Consider the following 21,105-nt stretch of genomic DNA (forward strand, 5'->3'; position numbering starts at 1 on the left):
TTTTCATTAATGTAAATATTTACTTAGCATCTTTTTAAAATGATTTTTATCATAATTTACATATTGCGTAGCTGTATTTCGTATTGGATCTCCGGCATAAAATCTTTCATACAATTCGTGTCTAGATCCTAATGGACTTCCAATGATATCCCAGGCTAACTTAAATAATTTTGTGCGTTGTTCGGCATCTATATTCGTTCCTTTAAAGTGCTTTTTCAATAAATTAGCTATCGGACTTTGGAAGTCATTCGAGCTCGAAGGAAGTTGAATGAACCCACCTGCTCCAATTAATTGTAAAATTTCTATTGCACGGGGATAATATTTGGAACCAAGATTCCTTGCAGTTTCGATATATTTAAAATTCGGCAAATAAGTTTTCGTTTCATTTGTAGTACCTTCAACTTCTGCAGCAATTAAAAGTGCGCGAATTGTTTCGATTTGCATAATTAATTCCCCAAGCTTCTCTTGAACATGCAAATAAGTAGTAGCACCGATCGCTTCAGCAATTTCACAAGCAATTGCAGTTATAAATTCTAGCTTTACTACTAATCGTACAATTGCTTGGTGATAAGCTAAACTACTAGAAGCTACATCTGACTTTATTGCCCATAACGCTTCAGGGTTGTTATATAGTAAGACTCGTTCCCATGGTACAAATACATTATCAAAGATTAATAGTGCATCCATTTCATCGTACTGTGAGCTAAGAGGGGAATCAACTGTAATTGAATGTGTATTCGCAAATGGTTCTCTACAAACCATATGTAATCCAGGGGAATTGGCTGCCACGATGAGAAAGTGAGCTAAATCTTTTTGAGTATCAGTCAGTTTTGCTAATGGATAGATTAATAAATCATTTGAATAAGGAGAAGCAGTACCAATCATTTTAGCACCACTTAAATAAATTCCATCAGAAGTTTTTTTCGTAACTCTTAGTAATCCTAAGTCGTTTGTATTCAACATTGATTCTGTAGATCGATTTATTTGTGGATCACGTTGAACTACGCTTAAGAATAAGTGATTATCTCTTGCTTCTTCATAATAAGATGTAATTTTATCTGGAAACTGTGCATCGAATTTTTTATAAAAATATTTTGATACGTACCAGCCAGTAAGTCTCGATCTTGCGTAATCAGATAGTCTACTCATTACACCGTCTGTAGCATAACTCCACGTTTCAAAAGCGGTTCTCCTCATTAATAATTCGTTATAGGAATTCGGAACTAAAAAGGCTGTATGGACAAATTCTTTCGTTTTTGGACTAACATATCCAACAGAATTTCTTCGTATTGGATCATCAAACAATGTAAATAAATTAGAAATGGTACTTAATGTTCCTGCAAAATGTTTGTCTGTAGTTACATCTACTTTTTGTCCATAGAGCCAAACGTTACGACCATCTTGTAAGCTCTTTATATAGTAATCTTTCAAATTTTGCATATTTCCTCCTTCTAAAGACTATTCATATATTTGGACATCTTTTAATGGTGGGGAATATACGTGGAAAGTTATTACTGCTGAATTTGTAGCATTATACATTTTATGCACAGTATCTTTTTTTACTGTGAAAATATTTCCCTCTGTAAACTCTTCAATCCGCTCGCTATTATTTTCGTACGTTATATTTTGTAACGTACCATTGACTATTAGTATACATCCTACAGATATTCCATGATCGTGCACAAAGGTCTTTGCTTTGCTGGGGAAATTTAATACTAAAATCTCTACGAATTCAGACTGATAGATAACGTTCCTTCCGTATTCAAGATTAACTGGTGAAGTAATAAAAGGAGCTATTTTATGAAGTGAAATATTTAATGATTGAATAGTGTGTATTAAATTGAACGTATCGTAGTTACATAGGTTATTAAATGCCTTTCTTATGTTATGAATCAATTGCATGTACAACTTCCTCCTAAGCATTTGCAGTGAAAGAAAGTAATCTCCTATTATATCGTGTGTAGTCGATTACATAACATTGTATTGAATAAATTCAAAAAGGTGACTGGTTTTAATTGGGTAATATTTGCTCTGGACTACATGGTAATTAATTCCTTTTTTATGGTATGCTTGAACTATAGCCCGCTTTCTATTGGAAAGGTGATGAAATAAATGGCAGTTCTTTTAGTGGATAATCTATATCAAATGTCTATTGTTTTACTGATCTTATGTTCATTTTGTTTTTATAGATATTTAAAGAAAATAAAAAGGGAAAGAAAGCTTACAGGTTTTGAAATTACGATGTATATCGTGACGCAACTTGCGTATTTCATTTGGGCGGCAACGACTTTTCTTAAAATGTTATCAGAATAGTAATCTTGAAGTATTAGACGCTGAACAGAAAGGTACAGGAGCATTAAAGGTATAAACGTGGGCAAGGGTAATTTATCATCTATTAGGTAAATAAATTTAGTCGAAATTTAGATGGATAACAATATTACTTATAACATCTTTATAAAAAGAGAGGATATAAATGGAACAATATAAGTTAATTGTAAAAGGGCCTAAACAACTTAAGTGGGAAACAAATGAAATTAAGGACATACAGGACGATGAAATTATCGTTAAAACAATCGCAGGATCGATAAGCATTGGGGCCGAGTTACCACAGTATAATGGATCCGATGTTACAGATCCGCATCCTTTTTATCCAAGAAAAACTGGATATGAAAGTTATGGTGAAGTGATTGAAGTTGGTAATCAAGTAACACATGTAAACGTAGTTGATAAAGTAGTTTCTTTTTATGGACATGAAACGATAGGGATAGTTAAGGCGCATAAAGTAATTCGAGTGCCTAGTTCTATACAACCTAAAATTGCTTTATTATCTATTCTTTCATGTGATGCCGCTAAAGGAGTATTGAAACTAAACCCGCGACAGGATGAAAAAGTACTTATAATTGGAATGGGAGTTATTGGTTTACTCGCTTGTTATTTCTTAAAATACTATGTAGGCATTGAGCACGTGGATGTTGTTGAGCCTAATAAAAATAGAAGAGATTTTGCAAAGAAGTTTGGTACGAAAAACATATATGATTCAGAAGAGAAAATAATAGAAACATATGATTATGGTTTCGAATGTTCTGCTACAAATAGTGGGTTCCATACTTTGCAAAAAGCTCTTAAAACTAATGGTAAAATATGTATACTGTCTGATGGCAATATAGAAGAACTAACATTAACTGCTAACTTTTATCAGAAAGAATTGCAAATCATTGGATCAAGTGATGGATACGATTATCAAAAGCATGCAGATTGGTTTTTTGAAGAAATAGGAAAAACACCATTTATAGAAGAGATCTTTCAACATGAAATACATTATACTTCACTCATACAATGCTTTGATGAATTGAGTTTAGGGATAATTAAACCATTAAAAGTATATGTTTCATATGAATAACGAAAAAAATGAGAAAATATTTGTCACATACCTTACAAATGTTTCGTCACATTTATGATTACTAAATGAGGAGGAACATATATGAAAATATTTGTAGCAGGTGCAACGGGTGTAATAGGACGTTCTTTATTGCCAATGTTAATAAAAAATGGGCATACAGTTTTTGCGATGATCCGTAATACTTCGCAAGTAGAAGCAATGAAAAAGGTTGGTGCCATACCAGTAATAGCTGATGTATTTAATAGAAAGGCTGTATTTTCTGTATTAGAAGAAACAAATCCCGATGTAGTTATTCATCAATTAACGTCATTATCTTCATGGGATTTTGAGGATAATGCAAAAATTAGAACAAAAGGCACTCGTAACCTTGTCGATGCAGCTAAAAATGTAGGGGTACAGAAAATAATCGCTCAAAGTATTTCATGGGCGTATGAACCAGGGGATACATTTGCGACTGAAAAAGATTCACTACATATTACTGCTTCCATGCCTCGACAAGTCACTGTTAATGGCATATTGAAATTAGAAGAAGCTGTTACTGAATTACCTGAATCGGTAATACTTCGTTATGGCACATTATACGGACCAGGAACATGGTATGCGGAAAACGGATTAATAGCAAATCAAGTTCGTAATAATGAGATTATTGCATCAGACGGGATAATCTCGTTTATACATGTCGAAGATGCTGCAAGAGCTACTATGCTATCCCTTAATTGGCCTTCAGGAATCGTAAATATTGTAGATAATTATCCAGCAACTAGTAAAGAATGGTTACCAATATATGCAGCAGCGATAGGGGCACCTAAGCCTAAAGTTCAAGATGGGAAAAATAGTTGGGAAAGAGGAGCTTCCAATAATAAAGCACGTAAAGAGTATGGTTGGATACCTTTATTTCCATCATGGTCTGAAGGATTTAACAACTTAATAGGTAAGTAAAACACACCTTTAATGGGAATGATAGTAAAATACACCATTAAAGGATTGGGTTATTATGAATATAATTTGGGAAAGTATTATATTAACTTTTACTGGAATAATTGTTTTGAAAATGACAGGTAGTACATCTGTCAGCCAAATGACAAGAGCTGAAATCATTATAGTTGTATCAATTGGCCGTATTATTGTAGAACCTGTATTAAGTAGAAAAGTAGTCCCATCTATATTCGCGGCTATCATATTTGCAAGCATATTACTTATCATTCATTTCTTTGAATTGAAATTAAGGAAGGTGGAACAATTTTTAAATGGAAGTAGCATTATAATTGTTGAAAACGGAGAGATTGTAAAAGAGAATTTGATGCAGGCAAAAATGTCGGAACAACAACTTTATATGCAATTAAGAGAAAAAGGGATTCATGACGTAAAGAGTTTACAGCAAGTTACAGCGGAACCGAATGGTCGTATTGGTTATCAATTAATAAAAGAAGCAGAACCAATAACTTTAGAAATGTTAGAAAAAGTATTAGATCGGTACAATATAAAAAGATAATTTCTCGTGAGAAAAAGCCAATACTATAACGGAAGTATTGGCTTTTTTATTTTTCTACAAACGTAAGGATTAATAAAATAGGGTGGATTTTAAACCAATCATTATAATAGATATAGGCTTATAATTGTGCTATATTCAATGGACTTATAGTGAATGTGGTAAAAAACTAATTTGGCATAGGTAGACGCAGCGTTAAAATTTATAAGTTTTTAATGTGATACTAAAAATGGATTGAAAATAAGGAGATAGATACATAATGGAATTTTGGGAATCAAGTTTTATCGAAAAACAAACGATGTGGGGATTTGAACCTACAGAATCTGCAATTTTGACAAAAGATTTTTTTCTTGAAAAGAACGTTAAAGACATATTAATTCCGGGTATTGGATATGGAAGAAATGCAAAGGTTTTTATCGATAATGGTATAAATGTAACAGGTATTGAAATTTCAAAAACAGCCATTGATTTAGCAAAGCAAAATGGACTAGAAGATATTAGTATCTATCACGGTTCGGTAAATGAGATGCCTTTTAATAACAAACTGTATGATGGGATATTTAGTCATGCACTTCTTCATTTGTTGAATGAACAGGAAAGAGAGAAATTTATTGAAGATTGTTATAATCAGTTAAAATCAGGCGGATATATGGTTTTTACAACTGTTTCTCAAAAAGCCCCAATGTACGGAAAAGGAAAACAGCTGGAGCAAGACTATTATGAAATAATGGAAGGCGTAAAAATGTTCTTCTATGATTCTGAATCTATAAAACGAGATTTTAATCAATATGGATTAGTACAAGTTTCGGAAATTGATGAACCAAATAAGAACGTGGTAAATAAACCTTCAATCAATTTTTTTACGATAAAATGTAAGAGAGAACTATAATTAAAAGTTATTAAGAATGATTAAAGATGTTTATATATTGATTATGCACAAATAAAAAGGACAAGCATATAATAGAAGTACCTATTAACTTTAAGTAACCTTAACTTTCTTTAATAGGATATCTCAAAATCCCCAAAAAGAGCACTTGCGGAAACAAGTGCTCTTTTATTTTTTGTTTCATAAATATTTATAGTTGCAAATTTCGTGCAATAAAAATAAATCTGAGAGAAATAATCATATCTTTATTATACGATTATTTTTGAACTACAAACGTTATAGCATTTGTTTTTAATTGAATGTGTCTTTCATTACGAACTATATTATAAGCTAATTCTTTTATTTCAACTTTTACTTCTTTCCATCCTTTATAAATGCTTTTTAATAGACGTATTATTTCTTCGGTTGGGAGATTAATTTCAATTAAAGCTTCTAATGCTTCATTCGTTTTTAAATCAATTTCTTGTATGTTAGAGTTAATAATCAAACAATTAATACCGCCGTTTTTTGTCCCTTTTTTCATAGAATGAAGCACGTTTTTAAAATCTTCTTCTGATTTGACATGTTCTAAACTTGATACTGCAACGATATAATCATAAGCGTTAGAGTCAATATGATAGTTTTCAATTGCTGCTTGTTCTGTTTTTATAACCTCGAATACATCATGTTCTTTGCTATAAGTTTGTAGCTTTGTTAAAGCGGAATTAAGTAAATCAACACATGTAACAGTGCCGCTAGTATTTCTTAACTTTTGTGCAATTGGAATGCTATTTCTACCGACGCCAGAGCCAAGATCAAGTACTTGCAAGTTGTTTTGTCCTTCAAAGTGATCCATCAAGTCCATAACTGTTTTAACCGGTTTGTACAGCCAAGAGCCAAATTCAAATAGTTTATATTGTTCATAGCAAAGGTCGTGATATTTCTTTTCTTCTTGTCTTATGTAATCGATACGGTTCACATTGTTTCAACTCCAATATTTTTATTGCAAAATTCATATGTAGGACAACCTTTTATATTTGTTTGAATTCGAAAAATACCACCAGCATGTGGATACTCTTTTAATTCGTCATCCGTCATTCTTGTTCTGGCTGTTGTAACATATAAATCTGTTAAATTAGGTCCTCCAAATGTACATGATGTTACATATAAAGCTGGAATTGGAATATTTAATATTTGTTCTCCAGTAGATGGATTCCATCTAGTTATTTTTGAACCTCCCCAATGTGCAATCCATAAACAACCTTCTTCGTCAATTGTCATACCATCAGGTAGACCATCATTTTCAGAGAAAATGATTACATCACTTGGATTATGAATTTCTCCAGTACGTATATTATATTGATAGCGAACCACTTTTTTAGTAGGTGTATCTATAAAGTAAAAGTATGTATGATCAGGTGACCAAGCAATTCCATTTGATGTATTTACATGTGAAACTTTTTTCTCTACACTTAAATTATGATGTAAACAATACAAGGAACCTGCAGCATTCATACCGTATGTATCTGTAGAACCTGCCCAGAAACGACCAGCTGGATCACATTTTCCATCATTGAAACGATTTTCTATTAAATGTGGTTCAGGGTCAAAAATATGTGTCAGTTTTTCGGTATTTACATTAATAGAATAAAAGCCTTTTTCCATAGCTAAGAGTAGTACATCCTCTAAATATGGAACAACACAGCCAATTTGTTGATTGAGAGCAATTACTCGGTTCGTATTAGCGGTAGGATTGTATATGCATAATTTTCTCTCCATAATATCAACCCAATATAAAAGTTGCTTTTTTCCATTCCAACATGGTCCTTCAGCTAAACTTGCTTTAGCATCTAAAACTAATTCTATATTACTGAACAAGATGTTCACCTCGCGTTATAAGATATTAATATAATTCGATAAGAATAGAGGTAAACCTTTTAGTCAAAGGATATTAAAATTTATACTGTAGAAAAATGACCTTCTCACAAGTGATTAAAAAAGTGTATAAACAAGGAGAGGAAAATGCATATGATGTTTTATGAGATTGTTTGCTTTTCTTGTAAGAATATATTTCGTGTTTACGAAGGCAGTGAAAAATATAAGCGATTTAAAGAGAAACCAAACGGGGTATATTGTTGTGATGAGTGTAGTCATAAAATTCAATTAGAAGCGATAAAGAATTTTTTTAGGTAATTATATGTTTTTAATTCGGAAAAGTTCGACAATAAAAGTGTTATAAATTATCATATTAAAAAACTAATATTTAAAATGGCATGGAAGAGAAGAGTAGTTAAGAAAGAATACGTACAGAGAGCTCTGGTAGCTGAGAAAGAGCGGTATACATCTTAACGAAAAAAGACTTGGAGCTGCGCAAGGAACTAATTTATTTAGGGATGGTGTGACGGATTCTCCCGTTATAGAGATAGGGTATAAGCATATTTTGCCGTACCTGAAGAGGTTAATATGGTGACATATTAACAAACTGAGGTGGTACCGCGAAGCTAACAACTCTCGTCCTCAAGATGAATAATCTTGGGGGTGGGAGTTTTTTTATTGCATAAAACTGAAAATGAGAAAACAAAAAAATAATCGAGGTGAGTAATATATGCATTGGGCGTATGAAGTAGCACATGAATTAATTAGGAAACATCCAAATAAAGAAACGTTTGTTTGTGCATCAGGAATTAGTCCGTCAGGTTCTGTTCATATTGGGAATTTTCGTGAAATCGTAACGACTTATTTCGTAGTAAGAGCACTTCAAGATTTAGGGAAAAAGACTCGTTTTATATTTTCGTGGGATGATTATGATAGGTTTAGAAAAGTTCCCCAAAATATTGATCCTTCTTTTGCGAAGTATATTGGTATGCCATACTGTGATATTCCAGATCCGTATGGATGTTATAACTCGTATGCGGAGCATTTTGAAAAAGAGTTTGAAAAATCGCTTCAAGCATTTGGAATTGAAGTGGAATTTATTTATCAACATGATGAATATAGAAGCGGAAGGTATAACAAAAATATTTTAGAGGCTTTGTATAAACGAAAAGAAATATATGATATTTTAATGGACTTTAAAACTGGAGAGTGTAGTGAAGAAGAGCGAAACAATTTTTATCCAGCTGCATTATATTGTGAGAGGTGTGGAAAAGATACAACAACTATTACACATTTTGATGAAGTATTAAAAACAGTCCGGTATGAATGTGAATGCGGAAATGAAAAAGAATTATCCGTATTAAATACAAATAAAATGAAACTAAACTGGAAAATCGATTGGCCGATGAGATGGATGATAGAGGATGTTATTTTTGAACCGGGTGGAAGAGATCATTCATCAGAAACGGGTAGTTATAATGTATCAAAAGAAATTGCAAGGAAAATATTCAATCGTGAAGCGCCTCATTACGTTGCTTACGATTTCATTGGTATTAAAGGAAATCATGAAAAAATGTCTAGCTCTTCAGGGAATAGTATTACACCAAGTAATTTATTGAGAGTGTATATACCAGAAGTAATTCTCTTTATGTTTGCAAAATACAAACCAGGCGCTGCTTTTCATATTGGGTTAGATGAAGATGTGATTCGCAATTATACAGAGTATGAGCGATTTAAAGATAGCTATGAAAATAAAACGCTCAAAAATGAAGATTTATTTGATGCAATTAAAATCTCTAAAGTTGATAGCGAGTTTAAAGAATATCCGAAATTTAATCAAGTAGCAGGAACGTTACCATTATTAAATTTTGATTCTACTATTTTACAGGGGATATTAAAGAAAATAGATAAGAGCTATGCATTAGATGAAATGAGAGCGATAAGTAATCGCGCAGAGTATTGGATAAGAAACTTTCAATCTGAAAAATTAATTGCGGTAAATCAGGAGAAACATAAAGAGTTTTACTATACATTAGATGAAAGGCAGAAAGAATGGCTAGTAGAAGTTTGTAAAATACTTCGTTCTAATAAAGATTACTCTAACTTAATGGAGCAATTGTATTCCATTTGTCATCACGAAAATAAAAAAATAATGAAAGAAAATCAAAAACAATTATTTATTATTATTTATAAGCTCATTATGAATCAGTCTAGTGGCCCACGTATATCGTTATTAATACATGTGGTGGGCATCGAAAAATTCATCTCATTACTAGATTTCTAAAATAAAGCTAAAAGAAACGCAAGTACTTAGAGGTCTAAGTACTTGCGTTTCAAATTTTGCTAGCGTGAATACATTTTTGGACATTCATCACCACTTGGCTCATAAAAACAATGGCTTTTAAACTGTCCTACAAATGGCTGATTATACCATTCAGGTGGACAAGCTCCAACTGGACGGAAATACCAAAGAGCCCATCGTGCAGGCCAGCGCCATTGACCTTGTAAAACTTTTCGTGCGATTTCTTTTTCTGATTCACGAGCGCGTTGATAAAAATATCCATATTGTACTGCTTCAAATCCGCCGGGGCTTTGATATACAGCGTCTCGTACGGTACGGAGTTGTTTAAAATCTAAGCAATCACAAAATACACGGTTTACTACAACGCATCCAACTAACTCCTCACCTTGGCGACCTTCGCCTTCAGCTTCAGCACGAATTAATCGAGCTAGTAAATCAACATCACTTTCGTTGTATGGAATAAGGGGCATAGTGATACCACCTTTCTGTTATAGTAAAGAGTGTATGTTATAAAACAATCTGCGTGCTTTTTTACATAAAAATAACATTTAATTTTAAGAGGAGCTTGTATAAAAAGAGCTAATTAGTAATAGTAGATAAATATAAAAGGGAGAGGTATTATGTATCGAATTCATAAAGACCATATTATTTACGCGATGTCATCAGAGAATAAACCATGTATGGTGTAGTTTTGAAATAAAGTTGCGATGCTGTATCTCTTTAATCAAAGAATTGTAAATATATGATCAAACTTTTTTATAAAACATAAACCTGCTGGATAAGAAACCATTTGGATTAAACTTTTTTCAAAATGGTTTCTTTTTATTCAACATAGAATACGGTTTAACACAATATTTTTAATCAAACTTTATTTTAAAGCCACACATTGCTTTTTCTTATGGTGAATTTGTTTCTTAGTTATTTCCTGCATTTTATATCATTCACCAATCATGTAATGTTAAGGGAGATGACAAAAGAAAGGAAGGATGTACAAATGAGTATAGTAAAAAACGGAACATTGCAAGTAATTGGAGCAAGCATCTATTATGAGGTGCGTGGCTCGGGTCCAATTCTTCTTTTGATTCATGGTGGGGGTGGTGATGCCGACAAGTTCCATAATATTGCCGACCATCTTGCTAAATGGTATACCGTTGTTACTTACGATCGTCGTGGTCATTCCCGTAGCAATCTCGTCAATAAAACTGAGGATTACCATGTGCAAACACATAGTGAAGACGCTCACCGGCTGCTAGCCAATTTGACCAATGAACCGGCTTATATATTCGGAAGTAGTTCTGGTGCTGTCATCGGACTTGATTTGTGTATACGCCATCCTGGGCAGGTACAGTTACTAATCCCACACGAACCGGTTTTACTACAACTTTTACCTGAAAATGAGTTGAAGCAGGCTATAAATTTCATGGAAGACCTTAAAGGGAATCATAAAAGTGAGGTCATGAAGTTATTGTCAAATATCGATGATAGCAATTCCGGACTATCGAAGGATATGCTAACAAAGCGACTACTCGGCAATTCGATTTATTTCACTGAGTATGAAATCCCGGGAATTCTCAGCTATACTTTAAACATCGATGCATTAAAGCGCTCATTAAAACCTGCATCGATACAGGTACGTCCAGCCGGTGGAAGTATTTCACGAGAATTTTTTCCTTACCATTGCGCATTCAACTTGGCAGAACACCTCGGAACAGAATTCGCAGAGTTTCCAGGAAACCATGTGGGCTATAACACAGTGCATCATAAAGAGTTTGCTGAGAGGTTACACGAAATTCTTGAGAATTAATCCGGAAACGTATCAATCGGTAGTGTATGAGCACACCAAAGAGTTATAAGACACTTCGTAATTTAGGGTTTTGTCTTTATGTCTAAATTATAATACGATGCATGTTGTTCAAGAAAAGGGCGCGTTTGTTGAAGAATAAAGATAGAAAATGACCAAACTTTTTATAGTATAGAAACTTAAATTTGTTAGATAAGAATTCATTTTGATCAATCTTTTTTCAAAATGAATTCTTCTTGTTTACCATAAATTACGAGTCTGTGAGGTATGTTTAATCAAAGTTTATTTCAAAGCAACATATGGAAGTAGAAATTGGGAGTCGTCTTATATTTGGAACATATGATTGCTTTGAGAATCAAATTGACTCTGAAGATGTTGCGTTTCAAGAATTTGATTGAAACCGAATTAATCCGACGACTGGACCTGTATATATCAGTGGTGCAGAACCTGGTGACATATTAGCTGTAACGATTGAAAAGATAAAAATTGCAGAGCAAGGTGTTTTAACTACAGGGGTGAACCTTGGCGTAATGGGTGAAGATCTACATGAAAATACAATAAAAATCGTCTTAATACATAATGAACATGTTTTGTTTTCAAATGAACTACAAATTCTGATTAATCAAATAATTGGTGTAATTGGTACTGCACCGAAAGAAGAGAGCATTTCATGTGCCACACATCAGCTGCCGGTGATTTAAAAGTTTGTCAAGTTGTGGATCCACTTAAAACGGCACGAATGGAACTAAGTATGGATTATGTGGAGAAGCTAGGTTTTAATTGCAGTAACTTTCATATTAAGTAAGAATAATAGAAGAAGGATACTTTTGTATAAAAGCATCCTTTTTTTAATTTACGGATTTTGTGAAAAGAGGTAGTATTTATTTTATATAAGTATATTTGAGATTGTGGATTAAAAAGGAGTTCAATAATGGTCAAAATTATGATTGTAGAAGACGATATGAAAATTGCAGAACTATTATCAACATATGTTGCGAAATATGGTTATCAAGGAGTTATTGTATCGGACTTTCAAAATGTATTAGACATTTTTTTAGATGAACAACCAGAGTTAGTTTTATTAGATATTAATTTACCGAGTTTTGATGGTTACTTTTGGTGTCGTCAAATTCGTAGTGTTTCTACATGTCCGATACTATTCATTTCGGCTCGTGAAGGTACGATGGATCAAGTTATGGCGTTAGAAAACGGTGGCGATGATTTTATTCCGAAGCCTTTTCATTATGAAGTTGTAGTGGCGAAAATTCGTAGTCATTTAAGACGTGCATATGGAGATTATGCACCGAAACTAGAAGAGCGAATGATTGAGCAACAAGGCCTTTGTTTATATCCTGAAAGACTTGTATTGAAACTTAGAAACGAAGAGATTGATATAACGAGAAACGAAGCTATTTTATTAGAGACATTAATGAAAAATTATCCGCGTGTTGTGAGTAGGGAAGTGTTGTTAAATAAATTATGGGATAGCGAATCTTATGTTGATGATAATACATTAAGTGTAAATACAACACGTGTGCGTAAAAAGTTACAAACGTTACATATAGAAGGTGCGATTGAAACGATTCGTAGTGTTGGATATAGATTGCATATTACTTGGGATACTGGTATAGAAAAATGATAAGGTTGTTTATACGTGATCATATACCACTTATTTGCTTTACTATAATTCAACTACTAGCTATATTTCTCGTATATTGGTTTGATGGGCATAATCATATTACAACGGCGTTATATGCAATGTTTCTAGGTGTTTTCTTTATGGGAAGTTATTTAGTGTTTCGTTATTTTACACATCGTTCTTTTTATGAGCGCTTAGCAAACCCGATGCAATCTTTGGATGAATCTGTTCAAAAATCTGATTTTGCAGCTGTATCGGCTGCTCTTCAAGAACTACTTGAGGTGCAATATCGACATTATCAAAATCAGCTGCAAATACAAGAGAGAAAAAATAATGACCATTTAACCTTTATGAATCAGTGGATTCATCAAATGAAAACACCTTTATCTGTAATAGAATTAATTACACAGGATGAAGTAGATTCACGTTTTGAAAGTATAAATGAGGAAACTGATCGATTAAAAAAGGGATTAGAAATGGCTCTGTATGTCGCACGTTTAGAAGCATTTACACAAGATTTTTATGTAGAAAGAGTACAACTACATAAAATAGTGAATGATTCGGTACATGAGCATAAACGTTTCTTTATCCGGAATTTTGTATATCCAGAGCTTGAAATTGATAAGGACATTACTGTAGAAAGTGATGCGAAATGGTTACAATTTTTAATCGGACAAATACTATCGAATGCGATTAAATATTCATCAGGTAGTAGAGAGAAAATTAAAGTGAAAGCTTGTAAGGAAGGTAATAATGTTATACTTGAAATTGCTGATAATGGTGTAGGTATACCGAAGCAAGATTTACCAAGAGTATTCAAACCTTTCTTTACAGGAGAAAACGGTAGAGATTTTAAAGAATCAACTGGAATGGGGCTATATCTCGTATATGAAATTACGAAGCAATTAGGACATAGTGTAGAAATCTATTCAGAAGTTGGTAAAGGTACCGTTGTACGTATTATATTTTTTAATGTGTAAAATGACTCAGGCTAAAGAACTTTTGAAATAAGTTTTTTAGCCTTACTTTATATGGATTAAATGAAATGATATACAAGACTGGTATGATTCTAATAAAAGGTCGTGTAAGTATGTGTAATGACACAATAATAAATAAGGCTGTTAAATGAGAGGGATTTAATAATTTATTAATATATAAATAGTTTATTGTAAGAAAAAAGCTCGCCCTTTAAAAGAGCTAGCTTTATGAATTTTAATTAAGTAAACAAACTTAATAATTTATATCCAATTAATCCCAAAATAGTGATAGGAATCATCATTAAGAAAGAAGAAATTCGATGAGCATTAGAGCGTTCTAATACAAGAATCAAGATAATCCCGACTATGACTTCGGTATATCCAACAGGTAACATGTGACTATAGTCTTCAAAATTTAAAAGAATGTGAAGTCCATCTGTTACAAAAACTCCACTAATAAGTGAGCTTCCGAATTTATGAAGTGGATTTGTAGTATCTTTCCATAGAAAACCTGCAATTCCAAAGATAGTTCCTCCTATACATGCACATACAATCCATACAGATATAAAATAAATAGAGTGAGCTATATTTTTAATAACTATTGCATAACCATAGTAGCCTAATACCATTCCGAATAGTGCAAGGATACCAGAAAGTATAGCTGTACGCTTAGAATAACTAAAGCTAGCCACAAAAAAGGATGGAACTAACCAAACGCTTCCTAGATTAGCTAATGAATTCCAATGTCCAGGAAGTATACTTTGCCCCAATTTAGTTAGTATACCAACAATTATCCCTACTATAATCGGGATGAGAAAAATCATTAAAAACATATTTAACTTTGTGATTTTTAATGTCCTGTCCATAAAATCAATCCTTACATTAATATTTTCTGTAAAAATATAATAGCTTATTACAAGGGGATAATCAATAAAAAATTATCGATAAACAATAATTTATTGTTGGGTAATGAATAATATTTTGTTTTTATACAAAATTTATCCCGCTTTAATGGGCAGTAAGACCCCCACCTCAAAATTCAGCGAAAGCAAAGAAATTAGGTGGGGGTCGGGCTGCCCATAAAAGTCCGATTGGTTCAACTAATAATCAGTGGGGATGAAGAAAACCCCCACTAATTAAAGTTTCACTTTATATAAGAGAGAGTGCTTAGAAGTTTACTACTGGGGAAATCTAAAGGACGTATTACAATCAATGTAATTTGTGCTTATTCAACATGAAGTTAAGGAATGATAAATAAACCTAAAAGAAAGCAATCTTTTTAACAGCACATATAATTGCATTTACTCATACAGTACTAGTATGGTACAATATGGTTATTAACGATGGAAAGGAATGATGGGTGGACGATGATTAACTAATCTTATTTTTAAATGTTGAAATTCAATAAATTTCAATTTCTAAAAAATAGGATTAGTCTGCCCAATTTCCATACAACGGTATTGCTATTTATATTGCGCAATAGCTTATTTGGGTATAAATAATGTAATGACTAATCCTGCCAAATTTATTTGGGAGGATTTTTTTATTCTCCCTTAATGAAAGGGATCGATATTTATGAAAGAACTATTAAAATTAAATGATGTTTATGTTGAAATAAAAGAAAATATGTTGTTAGAGAAAATGAATGTGACAGTAAAACAAGGGGATGTTATCGGATTAATCGGTAAAAATGGTGCTGGTAAATCAACGTTACTTCAATTAATAAATGGGAAGATTGAACCTTCAAAAGGTACTGTTGAATGGATGCAAATGAATATGACAACAGCATATGTTGAGCAAGAAATAGAATCTTTTATTAGTAATGATGTAATTGCAAAAGAAGCAGAACTTCTTGCGAAATGGGGCGTGCCAACGAACGATTTTCATACTTTAAGTGGTGGTGAAAAGCTGAAAATTCGATTAGCAAAAGGATTTGCTGAAAATCCTAATGTCTTAATATTAGACGAACCGACAAATCATTTAGATGAGATCAGTACGGGATTTCTCATTAAACAAATAAAAAACATGAGAGGTACAGTTATCGTTGTATCGCATGATCGATATTTTTTAGATGTTGTCGCAACAAAAATATGGTCAATTGAGGACAAAAAATTAATTGAGCATAGTGGTAATTATACGAGCTACATGAAAGCACGTGAGCAAAAAAGAAAGTCGCAGCAGCGTGAATATGAAAAGCAGCAAAAAAAGATAGAACAAGTAGAAACACATATAAAAGAATTGAGTTCATGGTCACAAAAGGCACACGCGCAGTCTACAAAACAAGAAGGTGTGAAAGAATTCTATCGTGTAAAAGCGAAGCGAATGGATGCACAAGTGAAGTCAAAACGAAAACGACTTGAAAAAGAGCTGGAGAAAGCGAAAGTAGAACGTGTGAAAGAAGAGTATTCAGTTGAGTTTTCTATTCAAGCGAACAAAAAAGTAGGAAAACGTTTTTTAGAAGTGAAGCAATTAAAAAAAGACTTTCATGGGAAAGTATTATTTGAAAACGTTAATTTTACAATTCAGCACGGTGAGAAAGTTGCGATTGTTGGACCAAACGGTAGTGGGAAAACAACATTACTGAAGATGATTATGGGAACGGAAACTGCTGAAGGAGAAATATGGATTTCACCATCTGCGAACATCGGCTATTTAACACAAGAAGTTTTTGATTTACCGCTTGATAAAACACCAGAAAATTTATTTTTTAAAGAGACGTTTGAAGAAAGAGGAAAAGTCCAAAATTTAATGAAACATTTAGGGTTCCAAGCTTCTCAATGGAAAGAGCTGATTGAGCATATGAGTATGGGAGAAAGAGTAAAATGTAAGCTAATGGCTTATATTTTAGATGAAAAAGATGTACTCATTTTAGACGAACCGACGAATCACTTGGATCTACCTTCACGTGAACAACTTGAAAATACATTAGCTGAGTATAACGGAACATTAGTAATTGTATCTCACGATCGATATTTTCTGGAGAAAACAACTAACACAAAACTCGTGTTTTCAAACAATACGATACAAAAGCAGCTAGAAGAACCTACGAAAACAAGAGATGATATTGAAGAGCTACGTTTAACGTTAGAAACAGAGAGACAAGAAGTATTAGGGAAATTAAGCTTTTTAACTTCTAACGACAAAGAATATAAAGCACTGGATGAACGGTTTATGGAACTTACGAAGCAGATTAAGGAGCTTTAATGTAAGTAAGGGGGATTAACATGGATGAAGAGAGATTCACTAAGTTATTTAAAATAGATTGTGGAGATATATACCTACAAGAGTTTACGGTCAAAGATGCAGAGAGTATTTATAACATATCCAATCAACCGGAAATAGAAAAGTTTTTACCGGACTGGAAATCGACGAAAGAACAAAGGGTTAATTGGGTTGTAAATTATGAAATACCAGAAAATAAAGCGTTTCTTCATGCAGTGAGAACTACGACTAACATAGATGATCACATATTAAGACTAGGAATATTTAAGAAAACCACAAATGAATTTATTGGATGGTGCTGCACAGGTATGAAAGAAGAACTCCCTTCACCAAACAGAGAGATAATGTATGCTATCTCAAATGAACATCAAAATCATGGCTATGCTACAAAAGCGACTAAAGGTTTAATTGACTTTTTGTTTAAAGAAACAAATTTAAATGTCCTTAACGCAATTGCTTTAATTAACAATGTAGCATCAAATAAAGTTATTGAAAAATGTGGGTTTATTTATAAGAGCCAACAGAGGATAGAAAATCAAATATATAATCATTATATATTGAGAAGATCTGAGTGGATAAAAATATAACGTTGGGTAGTAAAAGACCGATAAAGCAATCGGTCTTTTCTCATTTATATAATAAAGGTTTCATATACTTTGTATTTCCTGCTACTATACAATTATTATAAGATAGTTATGCGTTAATTTCAGTTTGAAAATAGTTTTATTATCAGTTTTTTTAGAAATCTTACAAGCGTGTAAGATAAATGAAAGACGAATCAATATGAGCTGTAAGACAATTCATTTACACTCTGTTATGAGACGTGCAAATGAAGGGAGAATATACATGGAAATTTTACATGCAAAAAGTATTAGTAAAGTATATAAAGGGAAAGTACCTTATAAAGCATTAGTTGATATTGATTTATCAATTCAAGAAGGTGAATTTGTAGGGATTATGGGGCCATCTGGTAGTGGAAAAACAACGTTATTAAATATGGTATCTACTATTGATTCTCCATCATCGGGAGAAATTTTAATAAATGGTACAAATCCTTTCCAATTATCATCAGAAGATTTAGCGTTATTCCGCAGAAAACAATTAGGATTTGTTTTTCAATCATTTAATCTTCTTAGCACACTTACTGTAAAAGAAAACATCGTATTGCCGATGACTTTAGATGGTGTTTCCGTGCAAGAAATGAACAAGCGATTGGAAGAGATTGCAGAGAAGTTAAATATTACAGATATCTTGAATAAAAGAACATTTGAAATATCAGGGGGACAAGCTCAAAGAACAGCAATCGCTCGTGCGATCGTTCATAAGCCGCAATTATTACTTGCAGATGAACCAACAGGGAACTTGGACTCTAAATCTTCAAATGATGTAATGGAGATGCTTGATACTCTTAATAAAGAAGAAAAAGCAACGATGATGTTAGTTACACATGATCCGTATGCTGCGAGTTTTTGCAGTAGAGTAGTATTTATTAAAGATGGTCAACTATATAACGAAATTTATTGTGGTGAAAGCAGACAAGCCTTTTATCAAAAGATTATGGATGTTCTTTCTTTGTTAGGAGGGAAAAGGCATGACTTTTCGTCAGTTCGCATTTAATAATATTTTTCGTAATAAGCGTACATATGCTGCCCATTTTTTAAGTAGTACATTTTCTATTATGGTTTTCTTTACGTATGCTCTTTTATTATTTCATCCTGATTTACAAGGGGAATTAAAATCAACAAGTGCAACAATGAGTGCATATGGTACGATGGGATTTACAATTTCGCAAGGTTTGATTTTTGTATTTTCATTTTTCTTTATTTTATATTCAGTTAGTTCATTTTTAAAAACTCGTAAGAAAGAATTTGGCATATTAATGATGCAAGGTATGTCAATGAGACAGTTTAAGAAATTATTATTAATTGAAAATATGTTGATTGGACTTGGTTCAATTTGTATAGGGATTTTCATTGGACTCATATTTTCTAAACTAGTTTTATTGATAAGCGCAAGTGTATTAATGATTAATAATGGTTTGCCTTTTTATACACCAGTGAAGGCTGTATTATTAACAATTATCACTTTTCTTTTCTTATTTTTCATTGTTTCACTATTTACATTTAAAATGGTAAAAATAACGGAACTTGTCGAACTTATTCGAGCAGAGGAAAAACCAAAACCTGAACCGAAATCTTCAATTTTATTATCACTGCTTTCTTTAATTAGTATAGGATATGGATATTTCTCAGTATTTCGCTTTATTTCAAGTTCCAGTTTTACTACACTTGGAATGGGTGTCTTACTAGTAATTATAGGAACGTACTTTTTATATACACAGTGTAGCGTTTATATATTACATCTTGCTAAAAGGAGAGAATCTTTCTTTTTAAAAAGAACAAATATATTAACGTTTTCTGAATTAATTTACCGTATGAAAGATAATGCAACGATGTTTTTTATTGTATCTATTATTTCAGCAGTTGCATTTACAGCTATTGGTACAACAGCTGCTATTGGTAATAGAAATTTAGTGTGGATGACAAACCCATATACATTTCTGTATGAAAGCTCTGAAAACAACAAATTGGTAGATAAACATCTCTCTATTATAAAAAAACATCTCTTGGATGCAAATATTCCGTATCGAATGGCTTCATCTTCAAGTAAATTTACAGAAAGTAACGTAAATGTATTGAAATTAAGTGAATATAACGAACTTACGAGAGCACTCGGGTACCAACATGAAACGATTGAAAAAGAAGATGAAATTTTACTAATCCCTGGGAGGGTGTCACAAAAGCAAGAATTTAAAAATGGTGACTACAAAAAAAATATTGAAGTCATTCAAGGAGATTGGACAAAGACATTTCGTGTGAAGAAAACTGTAGAGAATTTAGTTTTACCACATGATTCTAGTAGTATTTATATTGCTGTTCAAGATCATGTGTATGATGAAATTCCTCTGACGAGTAATCCAGAGGATGAAGATATTCAACATCGTACTTACGGATTTGTTGTAGATGATTGGATAAGAACGAAAGAGATTTCAAATCAATTAAAAAGTATATTCGATAAAGATCTTAGGGACAGTGATTTCTACTTTGAAGCTTTAACATTAAACTTGTTGGAGGCAAAGCAAAAGAATGGTTTATTACTTATGGCAAGTGTTTTAGTCGGAATCGTTTTCTTTACATTTGCTGCTAGTTTTATTTATTTCCGATTATACACTGATTTGGACCGTGATCAACAACAATATAAAATGATTTCGAAAATGGGATTAAGTAAACAAGAGTTAAAAAAAGTTGTAACGAGACAGTTATTATTAATGTTCTTCTTACCGATTGCTGTTGCGGTGATTCATACTGTAGTAGCGTATACGGCACTGCAACAATTAGTTAGTTTTTCTATTTTAAATAGCTCGATTTTTATTTTAATTTCATTTATATGTATACAAGTTTTATATTTCTTTATTACTCGTTGGCGTTACCTACAAAAGCTTTATAAGACTATGGAGCAATAAAGGATATCAACT

At 32.5% G+C, this 21,105-nt stretch carries 20 protein-coding genes, 1 pseudogene and 1 other annotated feature; of the genes and pseudogenes, 15 read left to right on the top strand and 6 right to left on the bottom strand.

Annotation, left to right across the window (positions count from 1 at the left end; translation table 11 throughout):
• Nucleotides 1-6: 6 nt before the first annotated feature.
• Together MR112_RS12850 and MR112_RS12855 are read right to left on the bottom strand one after the other, a co-directional pair.
• Entirely contained in the window at nucleotides 7-1,440 is a 1,434-nt protein-coding gene (locus MR112_RS12850) for a 4-hydroxyphenylacetate 3-hydroxylase family protein (protein ID WP_086403826.1), read from the bottom strand.
• An 18-nt stretch (nucleotides 1,441-1,458) separates the two neighbouring features.
• The gene (locus tag MR112_RS12855; protein WP_086403825.1) at nucleotides 1,459-1,902 is read right to left on the bottom strand and encodes a cysteine dioxygenase; all 444 of its coding nucleotides are present in this window, start codon (nucleotides 1,900-1,902) and stop codon (nucleotides 1,459-1,461) included.
• 210 nt (nucleotides 1,903-2,112) lie between these two features.
• Here MR112_RS12855 and MR112_RS12860 point away from each other — a divergent pair, with 210 nt between their 5' ends.
• The 5 genes from MR112_RS12860 to MR112_RS12880 all read left to right on the top strand — a co-directional run bounded on the left by MR112_RS12860 (nucleotide 2,113) and on the right by MR112_RS12880 (nucleotide 5,778).
• On the top strand, nucleotides 2,113-2,313 hold the full coding sequence (locus MR112_RS12860) for a hypothetical protein (protein WP_000279689.1): 201 nt from the start codon (nucleotides 2,113-2,115) through the stop codon (nucleotides 2,311-2,313).
• 160 nt (nucleotides 2,314-2,473) lie between these two features.
• The gene (locus tag MR112_RS12865) at nucleotides 2,474-3,400 is read left to right on the top strand and encodes a zinc-dependent alcohol dehydrogenase (RefSeq protein ID WP_242245019.1); all 927 of its coding nucleotides are present in this window, start codon (nucleotides 2,474-2,476) and stop codon (nucleotides 3,398-3,400) included.
• Between the two features lie 81 nt (nucleotides 3,401-3,481).
• The gene (locus MR112_RS12870) at nucleotides 3,482-4,339 is read left to right on the top strand and encodes an NAD-dependent epimerase/dehydratase family protein (RefSeq protein WP_000689433.1); all 858 of its coding nucleotides are present in this window, start codon (nucleotides 3,482-3,484) and stop codon (nucleotides 4,337-4,339) included.
• Between the two features lie 55 nt (nucleotides 4,340-4,394).
• Nucleotides 4,395-4,892, top strand: coding sequence for a DUF421 domain-containing protein (locus tag MR112_RS12875; RefSeq protein WP_001021700.1), 498 nt, complete (start codon nucleotides 4,395-4,397; stop codon nucleotides 4,890-4,892).
• Between the two features lie 256 nt (nucleotides 4,893-5,148).
• The gene (locus tag MR112_RS12880; RefSeq protein ID WP_226368696.1) at nucleotides 5,149-5,778 is read left to right on the top strand and encodes a class I SAM-dependent methyltransferase; all 630 of its coding nucleotides are present in this window, start codon (nucleotides 5,149-5,151) and stop codon (nucleotides 5,776-5,778) included.
• Nucleotides 5,779-6,031: 253 nt separating this feature from the next.
• Here the strand turns inward: MR112_RS12880 and MR112_RS12885 are convergent, their stop codons facing one another.
• Together MR112_RS12885 and MR112_RS12890 are read right to left on the bottom strand one after the other, a co-directional pair.
• Nucleotides 6,032-6,733, bottom strand: a complete 702-nt coding sequence (locus MR112_RS12885) for a class I SAM-dependent methyltransferase (RefSeq protein ID WP_226368697.1) — start codon at nucleotides 6,731-6,733, stop codon at nucleotides 6,032-6,034.
• Nucleotides 6,730-7,632, bottom strand: a complete 903-nt coding sequence (locus MR112_RS12890) for an SMP-30/gluconolactonase/LRE family protein (RefSeq protein ID WP_227900547.1) — start codon at nucleotides 7,630-7,632, stop codon at nucleotides 6,730-6,732. Before MR112_RS12890 ends, MR112_RS12885 begins: the two co-directional genes overlap by 4 nt.
• 144 nt (nucleotides 7,633-7,776) lie before the next feature.
• Here MR112_RS12890 and MR112_RS12895 point away from each other — a divergent pair, with 144 nt between their 5' ends.
• Both MR112_RS12895 and lysS read left to right on the top strand, forming a co-directional pair.
• Entirely contained in the window at nucleotides 7,777-7,947 is a 171-nt protein-coding gene (locus MR112_RS12895; protein WP_000551048.1) for a DUF2197 domain-containing protein, read from the top strand.
• 72 nt (nucleotides 7,948-8,019) lie between these two features.
• Nucleotides 8,020-8,276, top strand: a binding site (T-box leader).
• Between the two features lie 83 nt (nucleotides 8,277-8,359).
• Complete coding sequence (lysS, locus tag MR112_RS12900) at nucleotides 8,360-9,913, top strand: lysine--tRNA ligase (protein WP_242245020.1); 1,554 nt, start codon at nucleotides 8,360-8,362, stop codon at nucleotides 9,911-9,913.
• Nucleotides 9,914-9,972: 59 nt separating this feature from the next.
• On the opposite strand, the gene MR112_RS12905 is transcribed toward lysS, so the two are convergent.
• Entirely contained in the window at nucleotides 9,973-10,401 is a 429-nt protein-coding gene (locus MR112_RS12905; protein ID WP_001128402.1) for a cell wall hydrolase, read from the bottom strand.
• A 524-nt stretch (nucleotides 10,402-10,925) separates the two neighbouring features.
• On the opposite strand from MR112_RS12905, the gene MR112_RS12910 reads away from it, so the two are divergent.
• The 4 genes and pseudogenes from MR112_RS12910 (at nucleotide 10,926) to MR112_RS12925 (ending at nucleotide 14,351) form a co-directional block, all read left to right on the top strand.
• On the top strand, nucleotides 10,926-11,735 hold the full coding sequence (locus MR112_RS12910) for an alpha/beta fold hydrolase (protein ID WP_227900545.1): 810 nt from the start codon (nucleotides 10,926-10,928) through the stop codon (nucleotides 11,733-11,735).
• A 296-nt stretch (nucleotides 11,736-12,031) separates the two neighbouring features.
• Nucleotides 12,032-12,537, top strand: a pseudogene (locus MR112_RS12915) (acetamidase/formamidase family protein).
• A gap of 126 nt (nucleotides 12,538-12,663) precedes the next feature.
• Nucleotides 12,664-13,371, top strand: a complete 708-nt coding sequence (locus tag MR112_RS12920; protein ID WP_000239008.1) for a response regulator transcription factor — start codon at nucleotides 12,664-12,666, stop codon at nucleotides 13,369-13,371.
• Complete coding sequence (locus MR112_RS12925; RefSeq protein ID WP_033686943.1) at nucleotides 13,368-14,351, top strand: sensor histidine kinase; 984 nt, start codon at nucleotides 13,368-13,370, stop codon at nucleotides 14,349-14,351. Before MR112_RS12920 ends, MR112_RS12925 begins: the two co-directional genes overlap by 4 nt.
• A gap of 236 nt (nucleotides 14,352-14,587) precedes the next feature.
• Here MR112_RS12925 and MR112_RS12930 read toward each other — a convergent pair whose 3' ends face one another.
• On the bottom strand, nucleotides 14,588-15,214 hold the full coding sequence (locus MR112_RS12930; RefSeq protein ID WP_000376264.1) for a DUF6518 family protein: 627 nt from the start codon (nucleotides 15,212-15,214) through the stop codon (nucleotides 14,588-14,590).
• Nucleotides 15,215-15,923: 709 nt separating this feature from the next.
• On the opposite strand from MR112_RS12930, the gene abc-f reads away from it, so the two are divergent.
• From abc-f to MR112_RS12950, 4 genes are all read left to right on the top strand, one after another.
• Complete coding sequence (gene abc-f / locus MR112_RS12935; RefSeq protein ID WP_048518996.1) at nucleotides 15,924-17,552, top strand: ribosomal protection-like ABC-F family protein; 1,629 nt, start codon at nucleotides 15,924-15,926, stop codon at nucleotides 17,550-17,552.
• A gap of 20 nt (nucleotides 17,553-17,572) precedes the next feature.
• Nucleotides 17,573-18,157 carry a GNAT family N-acetyltransferase gene (locus tag MR112_RS12940; protein ID WP_000343079.1) on the top strand — a complete coding sequence of 195 codons (585 nt, stop codon included), beginning with the start codon at nucleotides 17,573-17,575 and terminating at the stop codon, nucleotides 18,155-18,157.
• A gap of 259 nt (nucleotides 18,158-18,416) precedes the next feature.
• Nucleotides 18,417-19,187: an ABC transporter ATP-binding protein gene (locus MR112_RS12945; protein ID WP_000404284.1), complete on the top strand. Its 771-nt coding sequence runs from the start codon at nucleotides 18,417-18,419 to the stop codon at nucleotides 19,185-19,187.
• A complete protein-coding gene (locus MR112_RS12950; protein WP_048518997.1) occupies nucleotides 19,162-21,093 on the top strand; it encodes an ABC transporter permease in 1,932 nt (643 codons plus the stop codon). Before MR112_RS12945 ends, MR112_RS12950 begins: the two co-directional genes overlap by 26 nt.
• Nucleotides 21,094-21,105: the final 12 nt, after the last annotated feature.

It is taken from the genome of Bacillus cereus group sp. BfR-BA-01330 (genome assembly GCF_022663885.1).
Lineage (GTDB): Bacteria > Bacillota > Bacilli > Bacillales > Bacillaceae_G > Bacillus_A > Bacillus_A cereus.